The organism is Mariniflexile litorale (assembly GCF_031128465.2).
GTDB classification, from domain to species: domain Bacteria; phylum Bacteroidota; class Bacteroidia; order Flavobacteriales; family Flavobacteriaceae; genus Mariniflexile; species Mariniflexile litorale.
The window spans coordinates 428,906-447,438 of the sequence record NZ_CP155618.1; the positions used below are offsets into that span (position 1 = coordinate 428,906).

Annotated in this window: 11 protein-coding genes; 4 read left to right on the plus strand and 7 right to left on the minus strand. The window is 33.8% G+C overall.

Going from position 1 to position 18,533, the window contains the following annotated elements; translation table 11 throughout:
* The first annotated feature begins 5 nt into the window (after positions 1-5).
* From QLS71_RS01635 to QLS71_RS01645, 3 genes are read left to right on the plus strand one after another with little or no spacing between them, the layout of a single operon-like run.
* A complete protein-coding gene (locus QLS71_RS01635) occupies positions 6-1,637 on the plus strand; it encodes a RagB/SusD family nutrient uptake outer membrane protein (RefSeq protein WP_308991274.1) in 1,632 nt (543 codons plus the stop codon).
* A gap of 43 nt (positions 1,638-1,680) precedes the next feature.
* The gene (locus QLS71_RS01640) at positions 1,681-3,045 is read left to right on the plus strand and encodes a glycan-binding surface protein (protein ID WP_308991273.1); all 1,365 of its coding nucleotides are present in this window, start codon (positions 1,681-1,683) and stop codon (positions 3,043-3,045) included.
* A gap of 26 nt (positions 3,046-3,071) precedes the next feature.
* On the plus strand, positions 3,072-5,261 hold the full coding sequence (locus QLS71_RS01645) for an endo-1,4-beta-xylanase (RefSeq protein ID WP_308991272.1): 2,190 nt from the start codon (positions 3,072-3,074) through the stop codon (positions 5,259-5,261).
* Between the two features lie 79 nt (positions 5,262-5,340).
* On the opposite strand, the gene QLS71_RS01650 is transcribed toward QLS71_RS01645, so the two are convergent.
* Genes QLS71_RS01650 through QLS71_RS01680 form a run of 7 tightly spaced genes read right to left on the minus strand, consistent with a single transcriptional unit; the run spans position 5,341 to position 15,981 of the window.
* A complete protein-coding gene (locus QLS71_RS01650) occupies positions 5,341-6,360 on the minus strand; it encodes a glycoside hydrolase family 43 protein (protein WP_308991271.1) in 1,020 nt (339 codons plus the stop codon).
* Between the two features lie 22 nt (positions 6,361-6,382).
* Positions 6,383-7,834 (minus strand): MFS transporter, encoded by a 1,452-nt coding sequence (locus QLS71_RS01655; protein ID WP_308991270.1) that lies wholly within the window; start codon positions 7,832-7,834, stop codon positions 6,383-6,385.
* Positions 7,835-7,860: 26 nt separating this feature from the next.
* Entirely contained in the window at positions 7,861-8,979 is a 1,119-nt protein-coding gene (locus tag QLS71_RS01660; protein WP_308991269.1) for an endo-1,4-beta-xylanase, read from the minus strand.
* 3 nt (positions 8,980-8,982) lie between these two features.
* Entirely contained in the window at positions 8,983-11,877 is a 2,895-nt protein-coding gene (locus QLS71_RS01665; protein ID WP_308991268.1) for a glycosyl hydrolase 115 family protein, read from the minus strand.
* Between the two features lie 18 nt (positions 11,878-11,895).
* The gene (gene uxuA, locus QLS71_RS01670) at positions 11,896-13,077 is read right to left on the minus strand and encodes a mannonate dehydratase (protein ID WP_308991357.1); all 1,182 of its coding nucleotides are present in this window, start codon (positions 13,075-13,077) and stop codon (positions 11,896-11,898) included.
* 20 nt (positions 13,078-13,097) lie between these two features.
* Positions 13,098-13,832: an SDR family oxidoreductase gene (locus QLS71_RS01675; RefSeq protein ID WP_308991267.1), complete on the minus strand. Its 735-nt coding sequence runs from the start codon at positions 13,830-13,832 to the stop codon at positions 13,098-13,100.
* A gap of 28 nt (positions 13,833-13,860) precedes the next feature.
* Positions 13,861-15,981 carry an alpha-glucuronidase family glycosyl hydrolase gene (locus tag QLS71_RS01680; RefSeq protein WP_308991356.1) on the minus strand — a complete coding sequence of 707 codons (2,121 nt, stop codon included), beginning with the start codon at positions 15,979-15,981 and terminating at the stop codon, positions 13,861-13,863.
* A 276-nt stretch (positions 15,982-16,257) separates the two neighbouring features.
* Between QLS71_RS01680 and QLS71_RS01685 the strand changes: the two genes are divergently transcribed.
* Positions 16,258-18,528 carry a glycoside hydrolase family 3 C-terminal domain-containing protein gene (locus tag QLS71_RS01685; RefSeq protein WP_308991266.1) on the plus strand — a complete coding sequence of 757 codons (2,271 nt, stop codon included), beginning with the start codon at positions 16,258-16,260 and terminating at the stop codon, positions 18,526-18,528.
* Positions 18,529-18,533: the final 5 nt, after the last annotated feature.

The window sequence follows — 18,533 nt, forward strand, 5'->3', positions numbered from 1 at the left end:
TGATTATGAAAACAAAAAATATCATATACATCGTTCTTATAATGATTTTCCCTATTCTTTGGACGAGCTGTAGCGATCTTCTAGATGTAGAACCAGAAGATTTAGTTACTGAAGAAAATTTCTACCAATCAGAAGATGATTTTAAAGCAGCAACCGCCCCTTTATATAGCATCGTTTGGTCAGATTTTAACAGTAAATTTTATTTTGGATTGGGAGACGGTCGTTCTTACAACCTATATGCGCCTTTTTCAGATTATGTTTATCCATTTAGTGATTTAACGGAAACAAGCTTAACGGGGCCATTAGTAAGTGCCTGGGGGTCATTTTATAATGTTATTCAGCAATCCAATAACGTCATAATAGGAATTCAAGGAAGTCGTGTTGATGAAGATACTAAAAAACCATATATAGCTGAAGCGCGTTTTATGCGTGGAACAGCCTATTGGTATTTAGCATCTTTATGGGGTGATGTTATTATTTCAACAGATCCTAAAGAATTAGTAAAAAACCCTATTGTAAATAAAAATTCGATCCAAGATGTTTATGAATTTGCCATGCGCGATTTGGAATATGCTGCCAAATTTCTTCCTGAACAAGCATCTCAAGCTGGGCGCTTAACAAAATACAGTGCTTTTGGAATGTTATCTCGTGTTTATCTCTCTTATTCAGGTTTAAGCGATAACCCTAATAGTGGCACAAGAAATCAAGAGTATCTAGATTTAGCAAAAAAAGCAGCAGAAAAAGTACTTACAGAAGGACCTTATATGTTAATGGATGACTATGAAGATTTATTTATGATAGACAATAATAACAATTCAGAATCTATGTTTGCCTTACAATGGGTACCAAATGGAGACTGGGGTCTTAAAAATGAACATCAGGCCTTTTTTGCCTTAAGTTCTGAAATTACAGGTGATGATGCTGCTTGGGGCTATTGGACGAGAGCTTCTTATGATGTTTTAAAAGAGTATGAATCAAACGATGTGCGTCGCAGAGCAACTTTTATGGGTGACGGTGATTTTTATCCAGAAATTAATATCTCCAATGGCGGATACACCGTTGATCATACTGATGATTTTCTTACGGTTAAAAAAGGCGTTGTAGGTTCTGCAAAAGATAATCCTAAAATTTCAAAACAAAACTCAGCATTAAACACATATATGTTACGTTTAGGAGAAGTCTATTTAAATTATGTCGAAGCTACTTTAGGAAATAATACTAGTACTTCTGATGCTTCTGCTTTAGCTTATATAAATGAACTACGTGACAGAGCAGGTCTAGAAGATAAAACGAGTCTTACTTATGCCGATATTATACATGAACGAAGAGTAGAATTATGCATGGAAGGTCAGTATTGGTACGACTTAGTAAGACGTTCATATTACCAGCAACAAGAAGTCGTTAATTATATAACGCAACAAAAACGAGGTACCATTACACCTTTTAATTATGATACTGCAACAAATACTGTTACTGTTGATGCTACCCAAGATGCTAGCTCGCGTGCTATAGGCACTATAGATCCATCCGTATTACTACTACCTTATCCAGAACCAGAAGTCGTACAAAACCCTTTATTAAAAGTAGCTCCAGTACCTTATGAATTTACGGAAACTAGAATAACAGATTTATTCTAAATCAATGACTATTAAACAACTGAATTTAAAAAAACAGATTAATATGAAAATAAATATATTAAATAAAAATTATTGGAAAACCATTCCATTTCTAGGGCTGATGGTTGTTTCAATGTTGTTTACCGCTTGTGAGAATAATGAATCTGTAGGTGGCGGCGAAATAATTATAAGCAAAGTTTACTTGGAAGATGTCAATTCATCCGTACAAGACAGAGAAGTTACATTTGCCCGCTTAGGACAATTGTTACGTATTGAAGGATCCGGTTTTACTGGGCTAAAAAAAGTATATATAAATGGCCTTTCAACTTATTTCAATCCTGTTTACATATCAAAAAATTCAATGTTAATTAGCGTATCTGGAGAAACACCTATTGTAGAAGCTACAGAAGATGTTCGCAATACCATACGTTTTGTAAACGACAATCACGAAGCGTTAATTTCATTTGAAATTCGTTCATCGGCACCAACAATAACTAATATTTCTAATACTTTACCCTTACCTGGAGAAACAGTTACCGTGTATGGCACGGGTTTAACAGAGGTTCGTAAAGTTACTTTTCCTGGTAATATTGAAGTAACCACTGGTATCACCGATGGTGATGAAGGTAAATCTTTTACTGTTGTAGTTCCCAACGGTGTTTCTCCAGATGGAGGCTCCTTATTTATTGAATGTTCTAATGGTGGTGCTTATTCGCCCGCTTATTTCAACTTTAAAAAAGGTCTTTTATTAAATTTTGATGGAACTGGATCTCATGGTTTTTGGGGGGCTTCAACTAGTATGATTCAGGATGTAGATTTAGAATCTGCTTCAATTGGTGCTGAAAATGTTTCTCAAGGAAAATATGTAGCACATAGACCAGCTCGTATCACTTCATTTGCTGCTGCAACCAATCGCGATTCTGAGGTATGGACCGGTGGTGGTGATTGGAGAGCATTATTAACGTCTTACATCCCAGCAACAACTCCTCTAGGAGAGGTCGCTTTACAATTCGATATTTATGTACCAACCGCTTGGAAAAACTCAGGTTTCTTAAAAGTTTGTTTAATAAATAATTTTAATGGTGGCGAATGGGCTGGAGGTGTTTATAATTATGTGCCTTGGTTAGTTGATGGTAAAGTTGTGCCATTTCAAACTGCAGGTTGGACAACGGTAACCATTCCTTTAAATAAATTTTACAGATTTGCAGATGCAGACTATACTTTTGAAGATGTATTGGCTTTTAGAGAAGCCGCTACTTATAGTAACTTTGGTTTGTTCTTTGAAAACTCAGACATTAAATTAAAAGATGTAACAGGAGTAGATTCTGATATAGAATTTCCTTCGGCTACAACTTCGGTAAATGTATATACTGATAACTGGAGAATTGTTTCTTTAAAAACTCCAACTTTTAGTGATTTTCCTGAATAAAACGTTTTATCTTAAAAAAACAGAAAATGAAACACAAAAAAATATTACCTATAATAATTCTTTCTTCATTAATCTTTTCGTCGTGTGATGATCAGGTTATGGAATGGCAAAAAGACCCTGAACACGGCGATGTAACTACAGCTGAATTACCCTTACCTCTAGCTGAAAAAATTTCTAGATATGAAAGTTTAAATACTTATACAGATTTTATTCTAGGAAATGGAGTAGGGCTTAATTTATATATGGAAAATGAAGCTTATCGCAATCTTGTAAATACTAACTTTGATGAAGTTACTGCGGGTTATGATATGAAACACGGACCAATGGTGAATTCACAAGGTGCTTTACAATTCGCAAAAGTTGACGCTTTTATAGCTAAAACAAAAGAGGCAGGGTTAAGTGTATTTGGCCATACGCTAATATGGCATACAAACCAGAATGCAAGCTACTTAAATAGCCTTATTGCACCTACAGTAATACCAGCTTCTAGTGGAAGCAATTCGTTAGACCTAACTGGTTTAAAAGACGGTTCTTTTAGTGGTTGGACAAGAGACAATCTCGGTGCCGGTATTACTATAGTTGATGGTGCGGGATTATCAAGCAGTGCTAAAGCTTTAAAAATGATTTCTAGCGCTTCTTCTTCTGTGGCTTATAGCTTACAGTTAACATCACCAGATATACCTGTTGTAATTGGTCATAATTATGAAATATCATTTTTCATCAAGTCCGATCAAACTGGAAAGGGCCGTTTATCCTTTAGTGGCTTATCAAATAACTATCCTTATAAAGATTGGTATAGTACAGGAGGTGCTTGGACGGAAGCATTCGCAACAAATTCACAATGGCAACAAGTTAAAATAACCGTTAACGATTTTACAGGTACAACATTTAAGTTGAACTTTGACTTAGGTTATTTACCTAATGTAACGTATTATATTGATGTAGATAATATAAAAGTTATTGACAAAGATGCAGCACCAGTTGTTGTAAACATGATTGCTAATAGCAAATTTGATAGTGATATAAATGGATGGTCAAAACAGAATGGAGCGTCTAATGCATTAAGTCTTGCAACATCCGCTGAAGCCTATGAAGGTAATGGCGCTATGAAAGTAATTACCGACGCAGCTAATAGTGGTGCTACTAGTCAATGGAAAACACAAATTCATTCTGATTTTACAGCTAATTTAACTGCAGGTAAAGAATATACAATCTCATACTTTATAAAATCTGAAGTTACTGGGTCTGTTCGTTGCTCAACAACAGGTACAGCCCGCTATCAAGGAGATCAAGCTACTTCACCAACTTGGAAACTTATAGAGTGGAAATTTACAGCAGATGGTGGGGAAACTGGCTTAAACTTTGATTTAGGAGGTATGGTTGGAACCTATTATGTAGACAATGTAGTCGTAACGACAGGAGCTATTGCTGGAGGTTCGGGTCCAACAATTATAGAAAAAACTGCTACTGAGAAAAAGGCAATTATTGAAGCTTCCATGACTGATTGGATTTCTAAAATGGTTGGTCATTATAAAACCGATGTGCATGCTTGGGATGTAGTGAACGAACCAATGAAAGAGGGTGGCTCTTTACGAGATGGGAACGTGACCGACTTAGCAACTGACGAATTTTATTGGGTTAAATATCTGGGCCAAGATTATGCCGTTAAAGCCTTTAAATTAGCTAGACAATACGGAAATCCCACAGACAAGTTATTTATAAATGATTATAATTTAGAATACAACCTAGCCAAATGTGATGGTTTAATTACTTATGTGCAATATATAGAAAGTCAAGGAGCTACTGTTGATGGTATAGGCACACAAATGCACCTTTCATTAAATAGTGACAGAGACAAAATTGTGCAAATGTTTCAAAAACTAGCTGCTACTGGCAAGTTGATTAAAATTTCTGAGCTTGATATAAGATTAGGAACTAAATCGCCAACTCCTGCCCAGTTGGCTTCACAAGCAGAAATGTATCAATATGTTATAGACATGTATAAAAAATATACTCCTGAAAATCAACAATATGGAATAACTATATGGGGTGTATCAGACAATGCAAATGAACATGAATATTGGTTGCCAGATGAGTCTCCAAATGTTTGGGATGCAAATTATAATCGTAAACACGCTTATAAAGGTGTTGCTGATGGACTTGCTGGTCGCGACATAAGTGCAGAATTCACTGGAGAACTTATATTAAATAAATAACTTCAAATACTCAAAAAAATAAACCCCTTATAGTTAGAAAAATAACTGTAAGGGGTTTTTAATTTTAAATGTAAAAAAACTATTCCTTATAAGGATTTAAAGTATTTATTGTTCCATCTTCATTATAAGTAATTTCCGCTACCTTAACAGATCGTAAATGCGTCACACCTTTAGATAAGCTAGAGTCATGATAAAACAAATACCACTTACCCTCTACTTCACAAATAGAATGATGAGACGTCCACCCTACTACGGGGTTTAAAATTCTTCCTGTGTATGTAAATGGTCCATATGGACTATCTCCAATAGCATAACAGATGAAGTGTGTATCACCAGTTGAATATGAGAAATAATACTTCCCATGGTATTTATGTATCCAAGAAGCTTCAAAAAAACGTCGTTTATTATCGCCTTCTAAAAGCAAGTTTCCATATTCATCAAGTATTTTAATTTCCTTAGGCTCTTCAATAAATTGCAACATATCATCAGTCATTTTTGCAACAATGGGACCCAATGCGGGTTCATTAGCTTTTGGTAATTCATTTGACTCATTATAAACATTGTTTCGATACTTTTGAAGCTGACCACCCCAAATACCGCCAAAATAGCAATAAAAACTTCCGTCTTCATCTTCATAAACCGCAGGATCTATACTATAACTTCCTTTAATTGGTAGTGATTCGGCTTTAAACGGTCCAATTGGAGAATCGCTGACAGCTACCCCTATTTGAAAAACACCTTCCTTGTTCTTAGCTGGAAATACTAAATAATATTTTCCATTTTTAAAAGCTGCATCGGGTGCCCACATTTGCTTTTCTGCCCAAGGCACATCATTTACATGCAATGCAATACCATTATCTATGGTTTTTGCATTAATATTCTCCATAGATAATACATGATAGTCTTCCATTCCAAAATGGTCGCCATTATCATTAAATGGAATACCGGCATCAATATCGTGCGATGGATAAATATAAATTTTATTATTAAACACATGAGCCGATGGATCAGCCGTATATATATGAGATACTAAAGGTTGAGAAATGGCTTTTTCGTTTAAACTATCGAAATCGATATTTTTTGAACTGCTTTCTGGCATTATTCGAGTTTTATAATTGAATTTATAATTTAGGTGGTAGATTTAATCTTCTTTCTTTTAAATCAGATTCTAATTTAACCTCCATTTTTTTGTTAATTTCATAGAAGAACAACAAACCAACTCCAATTAAAAAAGGGATAGAAGGAAAGACACTTACTAATAATTTAATGCCTTTTACGGCGGTTTCAGGTTGTATTAATGAATTAGGGATATAATCAAAAACTCCTAAAAACCATGATGTTAAGGCGCCTCCTATACTCAATCCCGCTTTTAAACCAATCATCATTGCAGAAAATATAATAGCTGTAGCTCTCCGATTGTTTTTCCATTCGGAATAATCGGCAACATCGGCAATCATCGCCCATAAAATGGGGATGGTTATTCCATAGAAAAACCCATGTAAAATTTGAGATATGAAAATTAGTTTTATAGATGTTGGTGGAAAAAAGTAAAATGCCATGATAAACAGGGTTGAAATAAATAAGAAGACAGCAAAAACATCTCTTTTACCATACTTATCTGCTAATTTTTTAGAAAAAGTAATTCCAATTATCATAAAAATGATACCTCCTGCATTGAATAATCCAAAGCCAGCAGAAATAGGATCGTCACCAAAGTGATTAAGTCCTATTGAAGACATAAAATCTAATATGGGCTGAATAAAAGTTGCTAAATTGTCTTTATCAACATAGTTTTCAAAATAATAAACATAAGATCCGCCTTTCATGGCAAGAGTAACAAATACTAACAAAGTAAGTGATAGCATTATAAGCCAAGGTTTATTTTTCATCAAATCTCCTAAATCTTCTTTAACGCTCGATTTTTGTTCTGGTTTAGGAACAACACGCTCTTTTGTAGTAAAGAAGGTAATTAAAAGCATAATAGTACCTACAATAGCCAATACAGTCATTACTTTTTCTATACCAATGGCTTTATCCCCATCGCCTGCACTTTTAATAATACCCAACATGAATACTTGAACAAAAAATTGAGCAAACATAACGGCGACAAATCGATAAGAAGACAAACTATTTCTTTCTCCCATATCGCCTGTAATAACACCACTCAATGCTGAATAAGGCAAATTATTGGCAGCATATAATAAAAGAAGAAATGTATAAGTCACTACCGCATATATAACCTTTCCTTTATATGCAAAATCTGGGGTACTAAAAGCTAATAATGAGACTATACCTAACGGAACTGCCGTCCATAATATCCAGGGTCTGAATTTCCCCCATTTGCTATTTGTTCTATCTGCTATAGCTCCAATAATTGGATTAAAAATAAAAGCTGCAATTAACCCAACAACCAGCATGATTATGGACGAATCTTTAGGTGAAAGACCATAAATATCTGTATAGAAATAAGCTAGATAAGTAACTAACGTTTGAAAAACCAAATTAGCAGCAAGGTCTCCTAAGCTATATCCTATCTTTTCTTTGATGGATAATTTTTGTGAAGTTGAATTCATGTATTCCTATTTAGTTGGTTAGTTGGTTATTTTTTCAAGCTTATAATACTATCATAAGCTTGTTTAGGCTTAAATTCTCTGTCGAAGAGCAATGGATAATTGGTTCGTCCTTCAATAGGCCAATCGTTAAGCCAAGATTGACCATCGTTTACACCCCAAAAGGTTACTCTACTAATTTTATCTTGGTGCTTTAAGAATAGTTTAAATATATCTTGATAACGATTTGCTAATTTTGTTTGAATAGAATCTGGTAAACTTTTAGGGTATGGATTCATTTTCTCACTACCTTCAAAATTTTGATTTACATCAGCTCCAACTAAATCCCATGGACTTGGTAAAAGGTTTATATCTAACTCTGTAATAGCTACTTTTACTCCCAAAGAAGCATAGTCTAAAATACTTTCTTCTATTTCTTCAATTGAAGGAGAATCTATATGCCAATGTCCTTGCATACCAACACCATCAATTTTAATTCCTTTTTCTTGAAGCTTTTTTACTAATCTTATAGCTCCTTTTCTTTTGGCTACATCAGTCATATTATAATCGTTATAATACAAATCTGTATTCGAGTCCGCTTCAGATGCCCATTTAAAAACCAACGCTAAATAACCTTCACCTAAAGCATCTAAAAAAGCTGTTTTTCGTAAAGTGCCATCTTCATTTAATGCTTCATTCACCACATCCCAAGAATTTATTTTTCCTTTATACCTACTAACAATAGTTTTTATATGATTTTCCGTAGCTAAAGCCATTTCTGTGCTATCCTTTATTTCTGAAAACCAGGGAGCTAATTGACTGTGCCATATCAAGGTATGTCCGTGAATGAACATATCATGTTTTTTTCCGAAAGCTATATATTTATCAGTTAATTTAAAATCAAAGGCATCTTTAGTAGGATGGATAAACATTGATTTCATAATATTTTCTGAAGTAATGCTATTGAACTCTTTTGATATCAATGCTGTAACCAACGAATCTTTTTCTAATATTTGATTTTCGCTAAGTGCCGTTCCTATATAGAAATTTTCATTGTAAGCTTCCTTTAGTGCAATAACTGTAGATGGTTTTTCATCATTGTTTTCTTTACAACTGTTAGCTAGAATTAGTATGGATACAATGAATATAAATTGTTTTAATGTTTTCATAATTTAGTTGGTTTTAAAGCTTTGTGGTGGACCCAAATAAGTACTTTTCAAATCACTTGTTTCTGTTTCTATAATTATTTTTTGAAGGACCAAACCTTCATCAATTCTATAATAATTCAACGTGTGATTTCCTGCCTTATCAATTTCAAATTCTGTTGTAATAATTTTAATATTGTCTGCTACATTTGAATGCCAATTACTAGGAACTTTCCCGTTATAATTAAAAATATTTGGATCTGAATCGTAATTTATTTGAGTTGGGGTTTCTTTATTAAAAGACAAACCAAAATACATACCTTCTCTCGGCGCATAATTGATGGTTGGAGAAAAATACATATGCACTTTTACTTTTCCTTTGTTTTGAAAATTAACATTATAAGATAACTTAGGTGATTTTTTTGATAGCCCTACCCTACCCTTTTTTATTGGCAGAGAAATTACAGCATCATCTGTTTTACCTAAATTTTCAACCACTTTCCATTGGAATTGTTTTGGTTCATATTTATTAGAGAAATTTTTAGCATTTATAGAAATGAATCCATTGTTTTCTACAAACCCATCCACATGAGATGGATTAAGGTTGTTTATTTTAATATGAATGGGTACTTGCTTTCCTGCTCCAATAACAGTTACAACAGAATTTTGAACCCCTTTAGGGGCATGATCCCAATCAATACTTACTGTAATGCTCTTTTCATTTTTGATAATACCGTTTGGTTCTGATATTTTCACCCAAGTAGCATTACTTTTAATTTCATATGAGAAATCTTCTTTTCCTCTGTTAAAAATTTCAATAGGATACTTTTGGTTATTGAAGGAATCGAAAATTGGTAAGATCGCACCTTCGTTAGTTCCAGACCACCATTCATTAGAACCTTCCATGGAGACACCCATTTCTGCATCATCGGCTTCATCAATTTTATAGGTTTCGGGTATCTTGTTAAATTTAGGTTCTTGCCAAATTTCGTAACCAATATGGGTTTGAGACATCATATGGTTCCACTTTCCATGAGCCATTTCTTTATGGTAATAGCTCGTTAATTCTTTGTCTTTATTAAATAATTCTTTTACTTTTTCGGCATAAAAATTTGTAGATGTTCTACCCTGTTTTGCGTACAGATTATTTTTTGCAGCACTTACATAGAGTTCATTAAGATTTGCACTTGCTAATACAGGAAATAACACCAATTGATAATAGGCATCTTTATACATTTCAGGGAGTTCGTTATTAATGGCTTGTGCTTTTTTTGCTAGTTCATTAAACTGTTCAATAACTGCATTGGCTTCGTTATAATTGTGTAAACTGTAAGTTGAGGCATCTATTAATTCGTGTTTTCTTCTTGCATTATACTTGATGTATTTTTTCATGATATCTGCAATGGCTTCTGTTTGAATACCTCCAAAAACAGCATTTGCCCATAGTTTGTAATAATCTTGTAAATTATCGGCATGCCATTTTTCAGGATCCCAGGCATAGTCAAAGAAAAATTGCAAAGGGAATTCCATTGGTTTGATATCCCCTACATTTACAATCCATACTTTATCTACCCCATGTTCATAAGCCAAATGCATTTGCTCCCACGTACGTTCAATCTGATTTGTATTTAACCATTTATAGTTCCGAGGACCGCCAACATAATCAAAATGATAATAAATACCATAACCACCTTTACGAGGTTTTGCATCGAGACTAGGTAGTTTTCTAATATTCCCCCAATTGTCGTCACAAAGCAATAATGTTACATCGTCAGGAACCTGCATGCCTTTATCATAATAATCTTGAACTTCCTTATATAGTGCCCAAATTTGAGGTGTTTTTTCAGCAGGTTTGCCTGTTACATCTGCAATAATTTTACGCTGTTCTTTTACAATTGTTTCAAGTAAATCTGTTGCAGTTTCTTCACTCATCGCTTCATCACCATCACCACGCATACCAACGGTTATTAAAGTTTCTTTAGTTCCCATTCGCTTCAAACCTTCTTTCCAAAAGGCTTTCAAGCCATCTGCGTTGGTATTAAAATCCCAGTCTCCGTTTACAGATTTATTCCATTCGGCATGAGCACGTGATAATGGTTCGTGATGTGAGGTTCCCATAACGATACCATATTCATCTGCTAATATGGCATTTTGAGAATCATCAACATTAAACTTTCTTGGTGGCCACATAGCTGGCCATAAATAATTCCCTTTCATTCTAAGAATAAGCTCAAAAACTTTATCATAGAACTCAGCATTAAAATCACCATATTTTTCATAAACCCAACCCGTTAAAGCTGGCGCTTCATCATTTATAAAAAAGCCTCTGTATTTAACTTTTGGTTCTCCTAAAGTGTGAATACCAGGAAGCACATGTAATTCTGATTGTTTTTTTACAGGTACATCTGCCCAAAAATACCACGGCGAAACACCTATTTGACTTGACAAATCATAAATACCATAAATAGTCCCCCGTTTGTCTGAACCAGCAATAACCAATGCTTTTTTTACACCTGCCATTGGATTTTCAACAATTTGGGTCGTGAATTTCTCCCATTTCCCTTGAAGTGGAATGGCATCAATTTTACCTTCTTTAACTAATTGATCAATTATAGAACTTTTACCTAAAGTCCCAATAATCACCATGTAATCTTCAATTTGCGATTTATCATTGAAAATATTTGGTAGAATTCCTGCAACATTCAGAAGATCATTTTGAAGATGACTCACCACACGTAATACTCCCGAAAAATCAGTTTCGCTTACTAATATAGAAGCTACTTTACCGTTAGCTGCTAAAGGAAAATTTGCATTTGATGCCTTTGCTACTACATATTTATTTATATCAATAGCAAATGCGCTATTGATATAAATAAATAAAAATGTTAAACCGAAGAATCGTTTGGTATTTAAAAATGTCATGCTTTATACTATGGTATTTTAAATTTTGTTATCTAATTCATGTTTTAATTTATAACGGATGCCCATCTCCAAACCTCTCAATTCTGCTAGTCCTTTAAGTCTCCCTACTAATGAATAGCCCGGATACTGTTCTTTTCCTTCTTCAATAGAATGTAAAAATCCATGATCGGGACGAAGTGGTAAATCGATATTTCTTTTCTGCATCAATAAAACCAATTTTTCCATAATCCTCTCAATAGGGTTATCACCGTTGAGGTGTTCCGATTCTCTAAAAACGTCTTTAGAATCTCTTTTCACATTCCTAATGTGTAAAAAATGTATTCGATCTCCGTGCACGTCGATTATTTGTTCAAGATTATTTTTCGGATCCGCACCTAAAGAACCCGTACAATAACAAAGGCCGTTTGCACTAGTAGGTACTGAATTAAAAATAGCATTTAAATCGTTTTCTGTACTAACTACCCTTGGTAATCCTAATACTGAAAATGGAGGATCATCTGGATGAATCGCTAATTTCACCCCTGATGCTTCAGCAACTGGAGCAACTTCAGATAAGAAATGAATTAAATTACCTCTTAATTTATCATTATCGATGTCTTTATAATTTTCAAGTAGTGACAAAATTTGTTCTCTTGTAAAACTCACTTTACTTCCTGGTAATCCAAGAAGCACATTTTTAAAGAGTAAATCTTTATCACTTTGTGAAAGGGAGTTTCCATAGTTTAAAGCAATCTGCTTTTCTTCTTCTGTATAATCATTTTCAACATGTGGTCTTTTCAATAAAAAAAGATCAAAATAGTTGAAAGCAACTTGGTTATATAGTAATGCTTTACTTCCATCTGGATTTTCAAATGCATGATTGGTGCGTACCCAATCTAGAATAGGCATAAAGTTATAAGTCACTACTTTAATACCACAGGTTGCTATGTTTTTTATGCTATTTTTATAATTCTCTATATACTTTAAATGTGCTCCATTTGCCTTTTTTATATCTTCATGAACTGGTAAGCTTTCAATGACTGTCCATTCCATTCCTGCATTTCTTATGGTTTCTTGACGTTCTTTAATAGCCTCTACCGTCCAAATATCTCCAACAGGAATTTCGTGTAAAGCGGTTACAATTCCTGTAACACCACATTGTCTTATATCTTTTAATGAAATGGTATCGTTAGGACCAAACCAGCGCATTGTTTGTTGAATTTGTTTCATATCTTCAAAAATTAAAATCCTATACTATTTCCACCATCAACCGGAAGCACTGTGCCCGTTACAAATTTAGATTCACTCGATGCGAAATAATAAACAGCATCACCAATGTCAGATGGTTCTCCTAAAATACCCATTGGGGTTCTAGATAGCACTTTGTTTTTTCTTTCTGGATCACTATCTAATGCTTTAGCCGACATTTTGGTTTTTATAAAACCTGGTGCTACACAATTTACTCGTACATTATATTGAGCCAATTCTACTGCCATGGCGCGAGTCATAGCTTCAATAGCTCCTTTACTTGCTGTGTAAGCAATAACTTTTGGAATACCATACTGAGAAGCCATTGAACTTATATTTACAATGTTACCACCACCATGATTTTTCATTATTTTAACCACCTCTCTACTTATAGAAAACACACTTTGTATGTTTGTATGAATAATAGAATCAAAATCTTCATCTGTTACATCAATAAATTCCTTTTTAAAATTGATACCTGCATTGTTTACTAAAATATCGATATTACCATTTTTAGCAATATCTGTAATCATAGTTGGAATTCCTGCTAGATTATTCAAATCAAAAATAACCGGTATTGCGTTTGCACCTATTTCCGAACAGGCATCTTCTGTTTTTTCTTTGGTTCTTCCAATAATAAAAGTTTTTATACCGTTATCACATAATTTCTTTGCTGTTGCAAATCCTAATCCTGAATTACCTCCAGTAACTATCGCTATTTTACTCATCTTGTTTTTTTAAATTATTTTATTACTCTTAATTTCCTGGTGCAAAAGTAAATTTTAAAGATTTAAAATAGTCTAATGTTTGAGTTGATTTTTCAACACCAACAGGTAATGATTTTTGTGAAAACTCCTGAAAATATAATAAGCATGCATCTCGCCACCATTTAGCTTCTTTATGTTGAATATTTAATAACATGTAAACATCACTAAACCTTTCCTCATCAACATATGGTTTCGCTTCTTCCCAAATGCTTATCATGGATGCTACTTGATCAACACCTTCTTGGTATTTTAGAGCCATCCCATCCCAAAGTGTTTTTCCATTTTTTAATTTAAAATCCCATGATACGTGATGAAACCATAATAAATCCTCTTCTGGACAAGTTTCAAGATTATTAAACTTTGAAGCAACTTGAGGTGCATATTGAGCAGTAGCATTGCTTCCTGATGGTGTTCGATCAAACCCTACTCCTAACGAATCTGCTTTATGATAATAAACTGGATTCCATTCAGGTCTTGATAAATCAGACACCCATGGACCAGGACCATAATGATGTCCTGTATCCATAATATGATGTAAACCTAAAGGTGTCATATAATTTACAACGGCTTCTCTTGAACTTAATAACATATCTTTTACTGGTTTTACGAATTTTTCATCATTAGAAAAAGTAGAACGTAACCACTCATCAGCTATTTCTTCAGAACTTAAATATGGGTTCCAAGCCAATCGTCCAAAACCATACCAGTTTGCTTGTAACATGGGGTTCCCTGTCCAATTAATATCATTTCCAATATTACTAACACCTGCAATACCTGTTAATACTTTATTATCTAAAGAGCCATCAATAATTTTTGCAACCGTTGAACCTTTCCCCTTTTTATACGTGTCTGATTGTAAAACTTCTTCATATAATTTTGGAAGAAAAACGGTATGTGTACTTTGGCCTAAATATTCTTGAGTAATTTGAAATTCCATCATCAAAGGTGTTTTTGGCATCGTTCCAAACATAGGATGAAAGGGTTCTCGAGGCTGAAAATCAATCGCACCATTTTTCACTTGAATAATCACGTTATCTTTAAATTGCCCATCGTAAGGCACAAACTCGGAATATGCTTGTTTAGCTCTATCGGTAATATCGTGTTCTGAATACACAAAAGCTCGCCACATGACAACCCCTCCAAAAGGTGTAAGAGCATCTGCCAGCATATTGGCGCCATCTACATGGTTCCTACCATAATTTTGTGGTCCTGGCTGCCCTTCTGAATTTGCCTTAACCAAAAAGCCTCCAAAATCAGGGATTTTAGAGTAAATTTCTTTAACTTTATTTTTCCACCATGCAATAACTTCTGCATCATAGGGGTCGGCTGTTTCTAATCCACCAATTTCTATAGGAGCAGAAAAACGTGTTGTTAAATACACTTTTATACCATAAGGTCTAAAAACATTCGCCAGTGCTTCCACTTTTTCTAAATACTGGGGTGTTAAAATGAGAGCATTCGCATTAACATTGTTTAAAACGGTTCCATTGATACCAATAGAAGCATTAGCACGGGCATAATCTCTATATCTTGAATCTATGTAATCTGGCAAACGATGCCAATCCCAAATGGAAAAACCAGCATAACCTCTTTCTACCGTTCTATCTAAATTATCCCAGTGATTTAATACACGAACTTTTATTTTGGGAGCATCTATAATATTTAAATTTTCTATAGATTGATGTGTTTGTAATAATCTCAAAAATTTAAAAACACCGTATAAAACGCCTACGTCATTTTTACCTGTTATAATAATTTGATTTTTACCTTTAATTGAAATAGTTTTAATAACGAATCCTTCATCATTTATTTCATTAAACGCATTCCCTAATTGGTTTTTAACAATCTCATTTAAAGAAGACTCAGAACCAAACATCAAAGAATTAGATTCAATATTATTTTTTGTACCAGATAAAACCTTTGAACCAAGCATACCATTCAGTCCTAATTCAAGCTCTTTTAAAGCAACTTTTATTGTTTCAGAATTACCAAAAGGAATTATTCTTTTAATATTCGATTGATAGCTGGTTCGTATTTGCTTATCTTGAATATGATTGTATTGCAACCATAACTTATACCCATCGTTAGCAAAACTTTTTATACAAACCATAGAAAGTAGCAATAACGTTAAATAATACTTTTTCACTCTCAGTTTGTTTGTAAGATAAATCACTTTTATTTTAGTTTATTGATAATTTGAAACATTTTCACTTATATAAGTATATATTTCATAATATCTTCATTAATTAATTGTGAAGATAAAAAAAATATTTTAATTTGCAATCGGTTGCGTAAAACTAAAACAATGAAGTTGAAAATAAAAATTTTTTATTATTTTACTTTAATATTTATAATTACGACCTCTTAATCAACAAAACTAAACAACATGAAACAGTTAAAAATTAGCATTCTATTTTTCATCTTAATTCTTCTAACACTAAGTTCATGTAAAGATAAAAACCTGAATAACCCTGAAAGTTCTTCTGCAGACGATTCAAAAATTAAATATGAATTTCCTTTTTACAACCCTTCACTTTCTATAGATGAACGCGTACAAGATTTAATCTCAAGATTAACACTTGAAGAAAAGGTTGCCCAAATGATGAATGGCACTCCAGAAATTAAACAATTAAATATCCCCGCTTATGATTATTGGAATGAAGCGCTGCATGGTGTTGGTCGTTCTTGTTCTGCCACTGTTTTTCCGCAGGCTATAGGTTTAGGAGCTACCTTTGATGCCGATTTAGCTTTTAGAGTTTCTTCTGCCATTTCAGATGAAGCCAGAGCTATATATAATGCCACCACTGAAAAAGGATACAATAAACAGTATAATGGGTTAACATTTTGGACCCCTAATATCAATATTTTTAGAGATCCTCGTTGGGGACGCGGACAAGAAACGTATGGTGAAGACCCTTATCTAACCTCCATTTTAGGATCCGCATTTGTAAAAGGACTACAGGGTAATGATCCAAATTACTTAAAAACTGCTGCTTGTGCTAAACATTTTGCAGTGCACAGCGGACCAGAAAAAGTAAGACACGAATTTAACGCTGAAGTAAATCAAAAAGATTTATGGGAAACCTATTTACCCGCTTTTAAAGCACTAGTTGATGTTCATGTTGAATCGGTAATGTGTGCTTACAACCAAACAAATGGAGAACCTTGTTGCTCAAATAATTATTTGATTACCGATGTTTTAAGAGATAAATGGCAGTTTAAAGGCCATGTTTTAACAGATTGTAGTGCCTTGGTCGATTTTTATAAACAAACGAATGAAGGAGGTCATGGTGTGGTTAAAACTGAGGCTGAAGCTGCAGCTCTAGCTGTAAAAAGTGGTGTAAGTCTTAACTGTGGTGGCACCTACTTTTCTTTAATTGATGCGGTTAAAGAAGGTTTAATTACCGAAAAAGAAATTGATAAGCAATTAGCCATTTTACTAAAAACAAGATTCAAATTAGGTTTATTTGACCCAAAAGGAAGCAATCCTTATGACAATATTAATTTAGATGTTGTAAATAGCGAAGCACATAGAGCTTTATCTAAAGAAGTCGCTCAAAAAAGTATCGTCCTTTTAAAAAACAATGGCATTTTACCTTTAAAAAATGATCTTTCCAAGTACTTTATAACAGGTCCGAATGCGGCTAGTGTAGAAATACTTTTAGGAAATTACTATGGAATAAATTCCAATATGGTCACTATATTAGAAGGTATTAGTAAAGCTATTCAGCCTACAAGCCAATTGCAGTTTAGATTAGGAGCTATGCTAAACAAGCCCTCTATAAACCCCATAAACTATGCGACTGGGCATGCAGGAAATAGCGACGTAACCATTGTAGTGTTAGGTGTTTCCAGCCAATTAGAAGGGGAAGAAGGAGACTCCATAGATTCAAATACAGCTGGTGATAGATTAGATTATGACTTACCTAAAAATCAAATAGATTACCTGACAGATCTAAGAAAAACAGCCGATAAAAATCCTAACGATAAAAAACCAATTATCACCATAATAACAGGTGGAAGTCCTATAAACTTAGCCGAAGTAGAAGCCTTGTCCGATGCCGTTTTATTTGTTTGGTATCCGGGTGAAGAAGGCGGAACAGCGGTTGCAGATATTCTTTTTGGAAATGTATCCCCTTCGGGAAGGGTACCAATTACATTTCCAAAGTCTTTAGACCAATTACCTGCTTTTAATGATTATGCCATGAAAGGGAGAACTTATAAATATATGAATGTAGATCCGTTGTATCCGTTTGGTTTTGGATTAAGCTACACTACATTTGCTTATAATGACATCAAAGTTTCATCATCTTCTATTTCAAAAATAGAACATGTTACTGTTGAAGTTAAAGTTACAAATACAGGGAAAGTAACATCCGATGAAGTGGTACAAGTTTATATTTCAGATTTAGAAGCATCGGTAATAGTCCCAAATTCACGATTGATTAAAACAAAACGCATCACTTTAAAAGCTGGTGCATCACAAAAAGTAGTATTTGAATTAACTCCAAAAGATTTTGAAATAGTAAACAATCAAGGTACTAGTATTATAGAATCTGGAGATTTTAAAGTTTCTATTGGTGGCTCAAGCCCTATGAAACGAAGTTTTGAATTGGGGGCTCCTAAAATGGCTGAAATTAAAATCACCGTAAACTAAATTAA